12 protein-coding genes and 1 pseudogene are annotated in these 13,537 nt (G+C 68.4%); 5 read left to right on the top strand and 8 right to left on the bottom strand.

The annotated features are described in order from the left end of the window. Positions 1–127 precede the first annotated feature (127 nt). Positions 128–2,515 carry a DNA polymerase II gene (locus JQX08_RS05890; protein WP_204915357.1) on the bottom strand — a complete coding sequence of 796 codons (2,388 nt, stop codon included), beginning with the start codon at positions 2,513–2,515 and terminating at the stop codon, positions 128–130. Between the two features lie 94 nt (positions 2,516–2,609). On the opposite strand from JQX08_RS05890, the gene JQX08_RS05885 reads away from it, so the two are divergent. Beyond that, on the top strand, positions 2,610–3,110 hold the full coding sequence (locus JQX08_RS05885) for a GNAT family N-acetyltransferase (protein WP_204915356.1): 501 nt from the start codon (positions 2,610–2,612) through the stop codon (positions 3,108–3,110). Between the two features lie 8 nt (positions 3,111–3,118). Further along, positions 3,119–3,718, top strand: a complete 600-nt coding sequence (locus JQX08_RS05880; protein WP_204915355.1) for a GNAT family N-acetyltransferase — start codon at positions 3,119–3,121, stop codon at positions 3,716–3,718. On the opposite strand, the gene JQX08_RS05875 is transcribed toward JQX08_RS05880, so the two are convergent. After that, entirely contained in the window at positions 3,715–4,716 is a 1,002-nt protein-coding gene (locus tag JQX08_RS05875; protein ID WP_346727578.1) for an MBL fold metallo-hydrolase, read from the bottom strand. The genes JQX08_RS05880 and JQX08_RS05875 overlap by 4 nt on opposite strands. A 173-nt stretch (positions 4,717–4,889) precedes the next feature. On the opposite strand from JQX08_RS05875, the gene JQX08_RS05870 reads away from it, so the two are divergent. Further along, on the top strand, positions 4,890–5,228 hold the full coding sequence (locus JQX08_RS05870; RefSeq protein ID WP_204915354.1) for an FKBP-type peptidyl-prolyl cis-trans isomerase: 339 nt from the start codon (positions 4,890–4,892) through the stop codon (positions 5,226–5,228). 14 nt (positions 5,229–5,242) lie between these two features. Here the strand turns inward: JQX08_RS05870 and JQX08_RS05865 are convergent, their stop codons facing one another. The 3 genes from JQX08_RS05865 to JQX08_RS05855 all read right to left on the bottom strand — a co-directional run bounded on the left by JQX08_RS05865 (position 5,243) and on the right by JQX08_RS05855 (position 8,307). After that, positions 5,243–7,177 (bottom strand): DEAD/DEAH box helicase, encoded by a 1,935-nt coding sequence (locus JQX08_RS05865; RefSeq protein ID WP_204915353.1) that lies wholly within the window; start codon positions 7,175–7,177, stop codon positions 5,243–5,245. 93 nt (positions 7,178–7,270) lie between these two features. Beyond that, the gene (locus JQX08_RS05860) at positions 7,271–8,068 is read right to left on the bottom strand and encodes an exodeoxyribonuclease III (RefSeq protein ID WP_204915352.1); all 798 of its coding nucleotides are present in this window, start codon (positions 8,066–8,068) and stop codon (positions 7,271–7,273) included. An 11-nt stretch (positions 8,069–8,079) separates the two neighbouring features. Continuing rightward, a complete protein-coding gene (locus tag JQX08_RS05855) occupies positions 8,080–8,307 on the bottom strand; it encodes a hypothetical protein (protein ID WP_204915351.1) in 228 nt (75 codons plus the stop codon). Between the two features lie 246 nt (positions 8,308–8,553). On the opposite strand from JQX08_RS05855, the gene JQX08_RS05850 reads away from it, so the two are divergent. Next, positions 8,554–10,350, top strand: a complete 1,797-nt coding sequence (locus JQX08_RS05850) for an acyl-CoA dehydrogenase C-terminal domain-containing protein (protein ID WP_204915350.1) — start codon at positions 8,554–8,556, stop codon at positions 10,348–10,350. A gap of 83 nt (positions 10,351–10,433) precedes the next feature. Here the strand turns inward: JQX08_RS05850 and JQX08_RS05845 are convergent, their stop codons facing one another. Beyond that, positions 10,434–10,985 carry a hydrolase gene (locus JQX08_RS05845; protein ID WP_204915349.1) on the bottom strand — a complete coding sequence of 184 codons (552 nt, stop codon included), beginning with the start codon at positions 10,983–10,985 and terminating at the stop codon, positions 10,434–10,436. A 225-nt stretch (positions 10,986–11,210) separates the two neighbouring features. Between JQX08_RS05845 and JQX08_RS05840 the strand changes: the two genes are divergently transcribed. Next, a complete protein-coding gene (locus JQX08_RS05840) occupies positions 11,211–12,140 on the top strand; it encodes an alpha/beta fold hydrolase (protein WP_204915348.1) in 930 nt (309 codons plus the stop codon). Positions 12,141–12,419: 279 nt separating this feature from the next. Here JQX08_RS05840 and JQX08_RS05835 read toward each other — a convergent pair whose 3' ends face one another. Then, on the bottom strand, positions 12,420–13,349 hold the full coding sequence (locus JQX08_RS05835) for an electron transfer flavoprotein subunit alpha/FixB family protein (protein ID WP_204915347.1): 930 nt from the start codon (positions 13,347–13,349) through the stop codon (positions 12,420–12,422). A 1-nt stretch (position 13,350) separates the two neighbouring features. Then, a pseudogene (locus JQX08_RS05830) lies at positions 13,351–13,537 on the bottom strand (electron transfer flavoprotein subunit beta/FixA family protein); the annotation flags it as partial.

The raw sequence follows: 13,537 nt of genomic DNA, 5'->3' as shown, positions 1-13,537 counted from the left end.
AACATCGTCCGATGAGACTAGCGGGAAAGAGTGAACGGAGCGGCGCTCAGAGCCTGCATAGGATCTTCTGGATTAGTGCCACTTCTAACGCGGTATGGCCGCGAGCCAGGAGATCGTAGGCAGGCTCTCAGAACAGGTCGAGCTGGCCGCCAACCAGGGTACTGAAGTCGTCGTCGACGAACGGCAGGATGGCGTCGGCCACCGGCTGCAACTGGCGGGTCACGTAGTGGTCGTAGTCGATCGGCGCGCTGCGGGTTTCCAGCGGCTCGGGGCCGGCCACGGTGATCAGGTAGCTGATCCAGCCGCCATTCTGGTACTGCCGCGGCCGGCCCTGCTGCACGTTGTAGTCGTCGGCGATGCGCGCCGCGCGCACGTGCGGCGGCACGTTGCGCAGGTAGTCGCCGAGCTGGCGGCGCAGGCGTTTGCGGTAGATCAGCAGCGCATCGTGCTCGCCGCTCAGGGTGCGCCGCACGGTGTCGCGCACGTAGTCCTGGTACGGCTGGCGGTTGAAGATGCGCAGGTACAGCTCCTGCTGGAACTGTCGAGCCAGCGGCGACCAGTCGGTGCGCACGGTCTCCAGACCCTTGTAGATCATCTCCTCGCTGCCATCGGCGCGGCGCACCAGGCCGGCGTAGCGCTTCTTGCTGCCCTCCTCGGCGCCACGCACGGTGGGCATCAGGAAGCGCCGGTAGTGGGTCTCGAATTGCAGCTCCAGCGCGCTGTCGAGGCCGAACTCGCTGCGCAGTTGCTCGCGCCACCACTGGTTGACCCGCTGCACCAGTGCGCGACCGATGCGCGCGGCGTCCTCCTCGGCGTGCTCGCGGCCCAGCCAGACGAAGGTGGAATCGGTGTCGCCGTAGATCACCGCGTAGCCTTCGGCCTCGATCAGCGCGCGGGTGCGGCGCATGATCTCGTGGCCGCGCAGGGTGATCGACGAGGCCAGGCGGGTATCGAAGAAGCGGCAGCCGCTCGAACCGAGCACCCCGTAGAAGGCGTTCATGATGATCTTCAGCGCCTGCGAGAGCGGCGCGTCGTGCTCGCGCTTGGCCGTCTCGCGGCCCTGCCAGACACGCTCGACGATCGCCGGCAGGCAATGCTTGCTGCGCGAGAAGCGCGCGCCGCGAAAGCCCGGCACCGAGGTCGCGTCGTCCGGCGCGCGCAGGCCCTCGATCAGCCCGACCGGGTCGATCAGGAAGGTGCGGATGATCGACGGGTAGAGGCTCTTGTAGTCGAGCACCAGCACCGACTCGTAGAGCCCCGGCCGCGAATCCATGACGAAGCCGCCGGGGCTGGCCTGCGGCTGTTTGTCGCCGAGGTTCGGCGCAACGAAGCCCTGGCGGTGCATCAGCGGCAGGTACAGGTGCTCGAAGGCGGCCACCGACCCGCCGCTGCGGTCGGCGGGCAGGCCGGTGACCGTGGCGCGTTCGAGCAGGAAGGTGAGCAGTTCGGTCTTGGCGAAGATCCGCGTGACCAGCTCGCAGTCCTTGAGGTTGTAGCGCGCCAGGGCCGGCTTGTCCTCGGCGAACATGCGGTCGATCTCGTCCATGCGCTGGTACGGGTTGTCGATCGCCTTGCCCTCGCCGAGCAGGGTCTGCGCGACGTTCTCCAGGCTGAACGAGGGGAAGCTCCAGGTCGCCGAGCGCAGCGCCTCGATGCCGTCGATGATCAGCCGCCCGGCGGCCGCGGCGAAGTAGTGGCTGTTGCGGCTGCCGTGCTCGCGCCAGCCCATCTCGTCGCCGCCGCGGCCGAGGCGCAGCGGCACCTGCAGGCGTTGCGCGTGTTCCTGCAGCACGCGCAGGTCGAACTGCACCAGGTTCCAGCCGATGATCGCGTCGGGGTCGTGCTCGGCCAGCCAGGCATTCAGCCGCTCGAGCAGTTCGGCGCGGCTGGCGCAGTAGTCGAGGGCGAAATCGAGCGACGCGGCGCTGCCGTTGGCCGGGCCGAGCATGTATACCTGGCGCTGCCCGCAGCCTTCCAGGGCGATCGAGTACAGGTCGCCCTGCATGTTGGTTTCGATGTCGAGGGAGACCAGGCGCAGCGTCGGCCGGTAGTCCGCGGTCGGTTTGAGCTGAGCGTCGAGCAGCAGGCCGCTGGCATCCGCACGGCCGCCGAACAGCACCGGTGCGGTGATGAAGCGCTCCATCAGGAAGCGCTCCGGCGGGCGGATGTCGGCCTCGTAGACGTCCACCCCGGCCTCGCGCAGCTGCCTGGCCAGCTTGATCAGCTGGCGATGCTGGCGGCAGTACAGGCCGAGCACCGCGCGCTGGTGGAAATCGCGCAGCTCCAGGGCGCGCAGCTCGACGTCGCGCTCGCCACGCAGCAGCGCTTCGGCGCGCTCGCGCTGCTCGACAGGCAGGAAGGCCACCGAGGTCTGCAGCGGCAGGCGCACCTGGCGCGGGCCGGCGTCGGTCGCCAGCCAGAACTCGACCTGCGTGCCATCGGGGGTGTCGCGCCAGTGGCGGGTGAGGACGAACCCCTGCTGGAGGTCCGCTGTAGGATCGGGAAATGCGTTCACCCGGCGATTCTACCGCGCCGCGGCGGCCTGGCGCGGCTGTAGCACGGCGGGTATGGTGGGCCGATCCGCCCCACCGCCGCGCCGCAGGTCCCCGATGCCGCTCAGCCTTCGCCCCGAAACCCCGTCCGACCACGCCGCCATCGAGGCGCTGATCAGCGCCGCGTTCCTCGACGCGCCGCACACCAGTCACACCGAACAGCACATCGTCAACGGGCTGCGCGTGGCCGGGCAACTGTCACTGTCGCTGGTCGCGGAGGACGCCGGGCAACTGGTCGGGCATGTCGCCCTGTCGCCGGTGAGCATCGCCGACGGTGCGCCGGACTGGTACGGCCTCGGGCCGCTGGCCGTATTGCCGGCGCGCCAGGGCCAGGGCATCGGCGCGCAATTGATGCAGCAGGCACTGGCCGACCTGCGCCAACGCGGCGCCGCCGGCTGCGTGCTGCTCGGCGACCCGGCGTACTACCGGCGCTTCGGCTTTGTGGTGCGCCCCGATCTGCTGCTGCCCGGCGTACCGCCGGAGTACTTCCAGGCGCTGTCGTTCGACGGCCGCTGGCCCGCCGGCACGGTGCGCTACCACGCCGCCTTCGAAGCCTGAGGCCGCCGATGTCCAGCCCTACTCGCGCACTGCCGCAACCGACCCTGCAGGGCCGCCTGATCGAGCTGCGCCCGCTGCAGGACAGCGACGCGGCCGACTTGCTGCGCGCCGCGGCGGACGGCGAACTGTGGAAGCTGACGGTCACCGTGATCCCCGGTCCGGACACGGTCGAACAATACATCGCCACCGCCCTGGCCGGCCGCGACGCCGGCACGGTGCTGCCCTACGTCATCGTGCTGCGCGACAGCGGACGCATCGTCGGCAGCACGCGCTTCTGGAAGATCGACCCGGCCAACCGCAAGATGGAGATCGGCCACACCTGGCTGAGCCAGTCGGTGCAGCGTTCGGCGGTCAACACCGAGGCCAAGTACCTGCTGCTCCGCCACGCCTTCGAGGTGCTGCAGGCGGTGCGCGTGCAGTTCACCACCGACGAGCTGAACCTCCGCTCGCGGGCGGCGATCCTGCGCCTCGGCGCGCAGCAGGAAGGCATCGTCCGTCATGAGCGGATCATGCCGGACGGCCGCAAGCGCAACTCGGTGCGCTTCAGCATCATCGACCCCGAATGGCCGGCGGTGCGCCAGCACCTGCGCGAGCTGCTGGCGCGCTAACGCGGCGTGGGCAACGGCGCGGGCATCGGCAGCTGGGCGAACGGCACCGGCAGCGCCAGCTGACCGTCGGCCGGCAGGTTGTCGCGCACCGTGGCGAGCAGTTGGTCGATGTCGAGCAGGCGCAGCACCTGCGGCTGGCGCGGGTCGTTGCCGAAGAAATCTTCCCAGTGGCCAATTACCGCCAGGCGCGGCTGCAGGCGTTTGAGCAGCACCGCCGGGTAGCCCGGCGCCTCGCTCCACGAGCCGGCGCAGAGAATCGCCACATCGACCCGTTGGCTATCCGGCAACAGCGGCGGCAGACCGAGCGGCGGGCGGCTGGCGGCGTCCTGGTAGTGGATGCGGTAGCGCGGCCGGCCCTGTTCATCGAGCAGATCGACCAGCCAGGCCAGGGTCTGCCCCTCCGGCCACTGCCAGACCCAGCGCGGCAGCGCGTCGAGGTCGCCGTCGTAAGTGCCGGTGAGAAACTTCATGCCGAGCAGATGCGGGGCGTGCTCGGCCTTGATCGCCATGGCGCGCAGGTGCCGCTCCGGCGAGTAGAACCACTGCCCAGGCGTGGCGCCGACCGCCATGTGGCTTTCCGCATCGACGATGCGCGTCTTGGGCAACTTGGCGCCGGCGAGCAGATGGCCCATGGTCCGCGAGCCGTAGACCTTGGCCTGCGGCGCGCGGTGCTGCAGCAGCCAGGGCACGTCGAGCAGATGGTCGTAGTGGGCATGGCCGACCAGCAGCATGCTGACGTCCGTCGCCGGCGGCATCAGCGCGTCGATCTTCGCCGGGTCGGCGGCGACCCGCAGCGGCGGCTGGCCGAGCGTCGCCGGGTTGCTGAACGACGGCGCGAACAGCAGCGCCTCGCCGCGCCAACGCAGCAAGTAGCCGCCCACCCCGAGGTATTGCAGGCTCGGCGATCCCGCCACGCCGCCGCGTTCCAGTGGCAGCCCGGTGGGGTTCTGCGCACAACCGGCGAGCAGCAGCAGACACAACAGCATGAGCGGGCGCACGGGCGATCCTCCTTGATCCGAACCCTCAGGCTAGCGCGCCCGGCCGGCGGCGTCGCCGAACCTGCGATGGGTTGGCGGCGCGTACTACCGCCAGCGGCGGTTGAAATACCGCGCATTTCCTGCGAAAACGCCGCGCACGGCCAATCCAGGCCGACCGAATTCGAGAATGAGCGATGAGCAACGAACTGCAGGTGGTGGACATTCAACTGGGCGACGGCAAGGCAGTGGTCAAAGGCGCCTTGATCACCACCCAGTACAACGGCTTTCTCGAAGACGGCAGCAAGTTCGATTCCTCTTATGACCGCGGCAAACCGTTTCAGTGCGTGATCGGCACCGGCCGGGTGATCAAGGGTTGGGATCAGGGCCTGATGGGCATGAAAGTCGGCGGCAAACGCAGGCTGCTGGTGCCCGCGCACCTCGCCTACGGCGAACGCCAGGTCGGCGCCATCCCGCCGAACTCCAACCTGGTGTTCGAGATCGAATTGCTGGAAGTCCTCACCCGCGACGACTGAGCGCCGCCCGCCGCTCAGCCGCGCCGGTTGCGCAGCAGCTGGGTGGCGCCCTGCACCCGTTGGGTGTACCAGAACACCCGGCTGACCCCGCGGGTGATCGCCACATAGGCCAGGCGCAGGCTTTCGTCCTGCATCGCCTGGTCATAGCTGTTGCGGAAGAACCCCGACGCGGCATACAGCGCATTGCGCAGCGGGTGCGGTTCCGGCGTCAGGCAGTCGTCGACGATGATCGCCACCTCGGCCTGCAGACCCTTGGCACGATGGATGGTGTAGGCCTTGACCGGCAGGCGCTTGTCGAGCTGCGCCTGGACCGCCTGCAGCGTGTCGTTGCGCCGACTGAGCAGCAGCACCGCGGTGCGGTCGGCGCCCGCCCGCGTGGCGACATGCGCGCACTGCGCCTCGATCTGCGCGAGCAGCGCGGCCATCTGCGTCTTCACGTCGAAACGCGCCACCACCTGCACGCCGTGGTCGCCGGGCTGGCTGACCTTGACCGCCTGGCTGCTTTTGTCCTGCTTGAACGCCACGCCCTGCAGCACCGCTTCACCATCGCGGATCACCGCCTCGATGGAGCGGTAGTTGGTGGCCAGGGTCAGCACCGCGCTGTGCTTGCTGCGACCCTTGCCGGGGAAATGCCGGTCGAAGTCCATGAACAGCTCCGGCGAGCTGCCGCGCCAGCCGTAGATCGACTGCCAGTCATCGCCGATGGCCATCAGGCTGACCGCCTCGCCCTGGTGCGCCACTGCACGCTGCAGGGCCTGCAGCCACAGGACGATCTGCGGCGAGATGTCCTGGAACTCATCGATCAGCAGGTGACGGAACGGCTGCAGGGCCGCGGCCGGAATGCCGCTGTCCGGGCCGGCCAGTTGCTCGGTGAGGCGCTGGAAGGCGGCGTTGAAGGTCAGCAGGCCGCGCTCGGCCAGGGCGGCCTGGAAATAGCGCCAGAAGCTCACCAGTGCGGCGGCGAACTCGCGTTCGCGGCCGCCGCAGGTCAACGTCGACGCGGTCAGTCGGTCGACGCGCAGGCCGATGCTTTCGATGAACCCTGCCTGCGCGTAGAACGCCTCGCACAACGGCAGCGCGGCGAATTCGCCAGCCAGCTTGAAGGCGTCCAGCGGCGCCTTGCCCGGTCGCGCGCCCTCCTCCGGCACCGGCTGGCCAAGCAGTCGATGCACCTGCGCGCGGAACTCCGGCTCGGCGCTGTAACAGGCCTGGTAGGCCTGCTTGAGCAGGCGCTGCTGCGCCGGGCGCAAGCGGCCACCGGCCAGCGGGTTGTCCAGCTCGTCGCTGGCGCTGCGCTCGTCCAGTTGCTCGAACCAGGCCGGGTTGCCCAGCGCCGCCTTGGCCAGCACGCCCATCGCCGAATGGAAGGTGCGCACGCACTGGCGCGCCTGCGCGGCGTCGAACGGCAGCTGCCAGAAGGCCAGCACGCGCAGTAGTTGTTCGCGCAGTTGTGCGCAGGAGGCGTTGGTGAAGGAAATCACCGTCAGGCGCTCCGCCTCGATGCCCAGGTGGCAAAGCATGAACACCACGCGCAGCACCAGGGTGGTCGACTTGCCCGAGCCGGCACCGGCGAAGATCCGCGTGTGCGGGTGGCGCGCGAGGATCATCGCCCACTGCTCCTCTGAGGGAGCGCTAACCACCCCGGCGGTCACGGCCGCAGCGACCCGTTCGCGCATCGCCTGCACCTGCTGCGCCTCCACCGCCAGCGGCGCCGGCCCGTAGATGCCGACGCTCGACGATTTGGCGCCGCCGCGCGGCTTGCTGGCGGGCTTGCCCGCGCCGCGTGGCTTGGCAGCCGGCCCGGCGGTCTTGGTGCTGCGCTTGCGCGGTGCCGCAGGTACGGGCGCCGCGGCGTCACGCTCGGCGCGCAGGTAGGCGGTGGTATGGGGGAAGTAACGCTTCAATGCATCGGACAACAGCAGCTTGTAGCGTTTGACGGCGGCGAGCATCCCCAACCCCAGCGACTCAAAGATATCTCGTTGAATGATATGTGTTTTTCAACGGCGACTGGGAAGCGCGCGAGGAACGGTGCGTGGCAGCGCTCAGCTCCTGCGCGCGCTCATGGCCAGCTCGACCCAGGTCGGTGCGTGATCGCTGGCGTGCGGCAGGTCGCGCACCCAGCGGTCGACGCCGGCCGCGCGCAGGCGCTTCTTCAGGCCGGCACTGAGCAGCAGGTGGTCGATGCGCAGCCCGGCGTTGCGCGGCCAGTGCTCGCGGAAGTAATCCCAGAAGGTGTAGATCGCCTCGTCCGGATGCCGTTCGCGCAGCGCATCGACCCAGCCCTGGGCGAGCAGGCGCTGATAACAGGCGCGGCTTTCCGGCTGCAGCAGCGCATCCTTGTGCCAGGAGCGCGGGTTGTAGATGTCCAGATCGGTCGGCACCACGTTGTAGTCGCCGGCCAGCACCACCGGATGACCGCTGGCGTGCAGATCGGCGGCATGGGCGATCAGGCGTTCGAACCAGGCCAGCTTGTAGTCGAACTTGGGTCCTGGCTGCGGATTGCCGTTGGGCAGGTACAGGCAGCCGACGATCACCCCGTGCGCCGCCGCCTCGAGGTAGCGACTGTGGCTGTCCTGCGCATCGCCGGGCAGGCCACGGCGCACTTCCAGCGGCTGCATACCCTTGGCGAGGATCGCCACGCCGTTCCACGCCGCCTGGCCATGCCAGATCACCCCGTAACCGGCATCGCGGAGGGTGTCGGCGGGAAACTGCGCATCCGCGGTCTTCAGCTCCTGCAGGCAGACGATGTCCGGCGTCTCGCGCTGCAGCCACTCCAGCAGGATCGCCAGGCGCGCGCGCAGGCCGTTGACGTTGAAGGTGGCGATGCGCAGGGTGGTCACCGCTCGCTCCGCTACTCGCGGGTGATGCCGGTGATGGTCGCGCCGTAATGGCGCAGCAGGCGCTGCGCCGGCTCGTCGCCGCGGTCATCGCGGTCGCCGTATTCGCCGGGCTGCAGATTGGCCTGCGCCCACTCGAGCAGGTGCCGCGTCGCCTCCTCCATGCTCGGCTTGCGCGCCGCCTCGAGGCTGATCTGCTGGGTGCTGTCGTCTTTACTGAAGGTAATCGTCCATTGCGCCATCTGCCCGTCCTCCTGGTCCGCTGGCTACAGGCCCGCTGCCGGGCCTTACAGTTTTTGGAGTGCGCCGCGCGTTCAGGGTTCAGCTGTCCGCCCGACCGCCGGTGGCGGGGATGGGGCGCAGTCCCCCCACTACGGGTGGGATGATCCGGACGGGCTTTTTGGTTAACTCCTCGCCCGCCTTGGGCGCCGGCCGATTGCCGCGCCTTGCAGCCGATTTTCAGTGACTCACCCGCAGAGGCCCATCCGATGAGTGAATACCACGCCCCCCTTCGCGATATGCAGTTCGTCCTCAACGAGCTGGGCCACCTCGACCAGGTCGGCGCCCTGCCGGGCTGTGAGGAGATGGCACCGGAACTGGTCGAAGCGATCCTCGGCGAAGCCGGCAAGTTCGCCAGTGGCGTGCTGTCGCCCCTGAACATCGCCGGCGATCGCCAGGGCGCGCGCTGGGAAGACAGCCAGGTGTTCACCACCGAGGGCTGGCGCAAGGCCTACGCGCAGTTCGTCGAAGGCGGCTGGAACGCGCTGTCCTGCGAGCCGGAGTTCGGCGGCCAAGGCCTGCCACGCCTGGTCTCGGCGCTGGTCGAGGAAATGTGGAACGGCGCCAACGTGTCGTTCGGCCTGTGCCCGATGCTGACCCGCGGTGCCATCGAAGCCATCGAGCTGCGCGGCTCCGAGCACCTCAAGGACACGTACCTGCCGAAGATGGTCAGCGGCGAGTGGACCGGCACCATGAACCTCACCGAGCCGCAGGCCGGGTCGGACCTCGCCGCCGTGCGCAGCCGCGCCGAGCCGCAGGGCGACGGTACCTACAAGGTGTTCGGCCAAAAGATCTTCATCACCTACGGCGAGCATGACCTCACCGACAACATCGTCCACCTGGTGCTGGCACGCGTGCCCGGCGCTCCGGAAGGCGTGAAGGGCATTTCGCTGTTCGTCGTGCCGAAGTTCCTGGTCAATGCCGACGGCAGCCTCGGCGCGCGCAACGACGTGCGCTGCGTGTCGATCGAACACAAGCTCGGCATCCATGGCAGCCCGACCGCAGTGCTGGCCTTCGGCGACCAGGGCGGCGCCACCGGCTGGCTGGTCGGCGAAGAGAACCGCGGCCTGGAATACATGTTCATCATGATGAATGCCGCGCGCTTCTCGGTCGGCATCGAAGGCATCGGCCTCGGTGAGCGTGCCTACCAGCGCGCCGTCGCCTATGCCCGCGACCGCGTGCAAGGCAGCGAAGCTGGCGCCAAGAGCCGCGACAAGGTGGCGATCATCCGCCACCCGGATGTGCGTCGCATGCTGCTGTCGATGAAGTCGCGCACCGAAGCGATGCGCGCGCTGGCCTGCGAAGTCGCCGCGGCGATGGACGTCGCCCAGCGCCACGACGACGCCGCGCAGCGCCAGCAGGCGCAGGCCTTCGTCGACCTGATGATTCCGGTGATCAAGGGCTGCAGCACCGAGAACGCCATCGACATCGCCTCGCTCGGCGTGCAGGTGCACGGTGGCATGGGCTTCATCGAGGAAACCGGCGCCGCCCAGCACCTGCGCGACGCGCGGATCACCAGCATCTACGAAGGCACCACCGGCATCCAGGCCGCCGACCTGATCGGCCGCAAGATCGCCCGTGACCAGGGCCAGGCCATCGGCCTGGTGATCGAGCGCATGCGCGCCGTCGAGGCGCAGCTCGCTGCGACCGACCACGCCAGCCTGGGCCGCATCGGCGCGGCGCTCGGCCAGGGCATCGGCGCCCTGCAGCAGGCCGTGCAGTTCATCGTCGCCGAGTTCGACGGTGCGGTGGCCAAGGTATCGGTCGGCTCGGTGCCATTCCTCGAGCTGTTCGGCATCGTCGCCGGCGGCTGGCAGCTGGCGCGCAGCGCACTGGTCGCCGAGCTGCGCCTGCGCGAAGGCAGCGGCGACAGCGCGTTCTACCAGGCCAAGCTGCATACCGTGCAGTTCTACGCCGATCACCAGCTGGCGCGCGCCAGCGGCCTGGCCGCGACCGTGCTGCACGGCGGCGATGCCGCCCTGGCGATGGACGACGCGCAGTTCTGATCCCCCTCACAAGGTTGGTGGGCTGGGTGGCCCCCGACATTGTTATTCGGCCGTCCTCGTGACGGCCTTTTTTTTGCCCGGGCTCAGGGTTGCTCGACGACCAGGAAGGTCTTGCTGATCAGGCGGAACTTGGCGTGGCTGGAGCTGTGCAGGCACTCGAAGGCGACCATCTCGCGGCTGACGATCTGCGCCCCGGCGTCGCGCATGCGCTGGATGCCGGTGGCATGGCTGTAGGCGGTGCGCGAGGCGCAGGCGTCATCGACGACGAACACCTGCTTGCCCAGCGCGCACAGGTCGAGCACCGTCTGCAGCACGCAGACGTGGGTCTCCATGCCGCAGACGATGAGCTGCTCGCGGGCCAGCACGTCGGCCGGCAGGCAGTCGGCCGCGACGCAGGAAAAATGCCGCTTCTCCACCACCCGCGCGGCGGGCGCCACGGCGCTTAGCTCGGTGACAGTCGGCCCCAGGCCCTGCGGATACTGCTCGGAGATCACCACCGGCAGGTCCAGCTCGCCGGCCACCTGCAGCAACCAGCGAATGCGGGCCAGGGTGCCCGCCGGGTCGGTGACCGCCCCGATCAGGCGTTGCTGAACATCGACGACCAGCAGGGTCGCCTTGTGCGCGTCGATCAACATGCCAGTGCTCCACGTATGCTCACGCGACCACCATAGAACATCGGCGCTGGCACGTCCCGCCCGCGACGGATCACGCCGAAGAGCGATAGCGCCGCAGCCGCCGAGCTCCGAAGATGCGCAGGTGCCGGCCGTGGTGTGCGCCGCACCCACGGCTGCGCGAGCCTCACCTTGCGGCGCGCCCGGCTGATCGGTCATTCAAACAACAATGCGCCAGAGGGAATTGCCATGAAGAAACTGCTCCTCGCCATCCTCCTGCTGTTCGCCGTCGCTGCTGCCGGCCTGTACTTCTCGCCCACCGCGCTGCTCACCACCACGCAGTTCGTCGAGCGCCGCCTGGCCGGGCTATCCAGCCAGGACATCCAGGTCGGCGAGTTCAGCATTCGCTATTACGCCGGCGGCCCGGCGGACGGCGAAACCATCCTCATGCTCCACGGCTTCGGCGGCAACCGCGACACCTGGCTGCGCTTCGCCCGCCACTTCACCGATCGCTACCAGGTCATCGCCCTCGACCTGCCCGGCTTCGGCGAGAGCAGCAAACCGGAGGCCAGCTATGACGTCGCCAGCCAGGTCGAACGCCTGCACGCCCTGGTGCAGGCCCTGGGCATCCGCAAACTGCACTTGATCGGCAACTCCATGGGCGGCCATATCGCCGCGCTGTACAGCGCGCGCTATCCCGCCGAGGTGCTCAGCCTGGCGCTGCTCAATAACTCCGGCGTGACCGCGCCGACCCAGAGCGAGATGTTCCAGCGCGTGCAGCGCGGCGAGCCCAACCCGCTGGTGGTGCGCAAGCCGGAGGACTTCGACGTGCTGATGCACTTCGTGTTCGCCACCCCGCCGGAGATGCCGGGGCCGCTGAAGCGCCACTTCGCCGAGCAGTCGATGGCCAACCGCGACCACTACGACCGCATCTTCGCGCAGCTGCGCGCACACTACGTGCCGCTCGAGCCCGAGCTGCCGAAGATTCAGGCACCGACCCTGCTGCTGTGGGGCGACCAGGACCGCGTACTGGATGTGTCGAGCATCGCGGTGATGAAGCCGCTGCTCAAACAACCCAGCGTGGTGATCATGAAAGACTGCGGCCACGTGCCGATGCTCGAGCGTCCCGCCGAAACCGCCCAGCACTATCAGGACTTCCTCGACGCCAGCCGCGGCTGAGCCGATTAACGAGGGCTATGTACCTGGGTGCTGGCGGGTCCGGGAGGCGCTGGCGAATGCACCTGGATTCCCGCCTGCGCGGGAATGACGAGGATTACTAGGCTGCGCTGCGCCTCGGCGAATGTGGCCCCGCACAAACCGTCATTCCCGCGCAGGCGGGAATCCAGCACGACGCCAAGCACGCGCGAGGATCTAGGTCTAAAGGGGGCTCTCCCTCGAGATACAGCCAACAAAAAACCCGCTCAATGAGCGGGCTTTTCGCTTAACGCAGCGGATCGCTTAGATCAGTTTTTCCAGCTCCGGAACGATCTCGAACAGATCGCCGACCAGGCCGTAATCGGCAACCTGGAAGATCGGGGCTTCTTCGTCCTTGTTGATCGCCACGATCACCTTGGAGTCCTTCATACCGGCCAGGTGCTGGATCGCGCCGGAGATGCCGACGGCGATGTACAGCTGCGGGGCGACGATCTTGCCGGTCTGACCGACCTGCATGTCGTTCGGCACGAAGCCAGCGTCGACCGCGGCGCGCGAGGCACCGACGGCAGCGCCGAGCTTGTCGGCCAGGCTGTACAGGTACTTGAAGTTGTCACCGTTCTGCATGCCGCGACCGCCGGAAACGACGATCTTCGCTGCAGTCAGTTCCGGACGGTCGGACTTGGCCAGCTCTTCGCCGACGAAGCTCGACTTGCCAGCGTCGCCACCGGCGCTGACCGCTTCAACCGCGGCACTGCCACCTTCGGCGGCAACCGGGTCGAAACCGGTGGCACGCACGGTGATGACCTTGACTGCTGCCGAGGACTGCACGGTGGCAATCGCGTTACCGGCATAGATCGGGCGCTGGAAGGTGTCGGCGCCGATCACCGCGGTGATCTCGGAAATCTGGTCGACGTCCAGCTGCGCGGCGACGCGCGGCAGGATGTTCTTGCCGTTGCTGGTGGCAGCGGCCAGCACGTGGCTGTAACCCTTGCCCAGCTCGGCCACCAGCGGTGCGACGTTTTCCGGCAGTTGGTGGGCGAAGGCGGCGTTGTCGGCGACCAGCACCTTGGACACACCGGCGACTTTCGCCGCGGCTTCGGCCACGCCGCCGACGTTCTGGCCAGCGACCAGCACGACGATGTCGCCGCCGATCTTCTGTGCCGCGGCAACGGTGTTGAGGGTGGCAGCAGCCAGGGCGCCGTTGTTGTGCTCAGCGATTACCAGGATTGCCATCTCAGATCACCTTCGCTTCGTTCTTCAGTTTCTCGACCAGCTCGGCCACGGTCTTGACCTTGATGCCGGCGCTGCGGGCGGCCGGCGCTTCGACCTTGAGGGTCTTCACGGTCGAGGCAGTGGACACGCCCAGGGCGTCCGGGGTGACCACGTCGAGCGGCTTCTTCTTCGCTTTCATGATGTTCGGC

The sequence above is a fragment of the Zestomonas insulae genome (assembly GCF_016901015.1).
Classification (GTDB): Bacteria; Pseudomonadota; Gammaproteobacteria; order Pseudomonadales; family Pseudomonadaceae; genus Aquipseudomonas; species Aquipseudomonas insulae.
This window is presented reverse-complemented; position numbering and strand designations above follow the sequence as displayed.

Excerpts from the sequence above, each read along its gene's own strand:
- JQX08_RS05835 (WP_204915347.1), bottom strand. The coding sequence starts at position 13,349 with ATGGCAATCCTGGTAATCGCTGAGCACAACAACGGCGCCCTGGCTGCT.
- JQX08_RS05865 (WP_204915353.1), bottom strand. The coding sequence starts at position 7,177 with ATGCTCGCCGCCGTCAAACGCTACAAGCTGCTGTTGTCCGATGCATTG.
- JQX08_RS05880 (WP_204915355.1), top strand. The coding sequence starts at position 3,119 with ATGTCCAGCCCTACTCGCGCACTGCCGCAACCGACCCTGCAGGGCCGC.
- JQX08_RS05870 (WP_204915354.1), top strand. The coding sequence starts at position 4,890 with ATGAGCAACGAACTGCAGGTGGTGGACATTCAACTGGGCGACGGCAAG.
- JQX08_RS05845 (WP_204915349.1), bottom strand. The coding sequence starts at position 10,985 with ATGTTGATCGACGCGCACAAGGCGACCCTGCTGGTCGTCGATGTTCAG.
- JQX08_RS05855 (WP_204915351.1), bottom strand. The coding sequence starts at position 8,307 with ATGGCGCAATGGACGATTACCTTCAGTAAAGACGACAGCACCCAGCAG.
- JQX08_RS05840 (WP_204915348.1), top strand. The coding sequence starts at position 11,211 with ATGAAGAAACTGCTCCTCGCCATCCTCCTGCTGTTCGCCGTCGCTGCT.
- JQX08_RS05885 (WP_204915356.1), top strand. The coding sequence starts at position 2,610 with ATGCCGCTCAGCCTTCGCCCCGAAACCCCGTCCGACCACGCCGCCATC.
- JQX08_RS05850 (WP_204915350.1), top strand. The coding sequence starts at position 8,554 with ATGAGTGAATACCACGCCCCCCTTCGCGATATGCAGTTCGTCCTCAAC.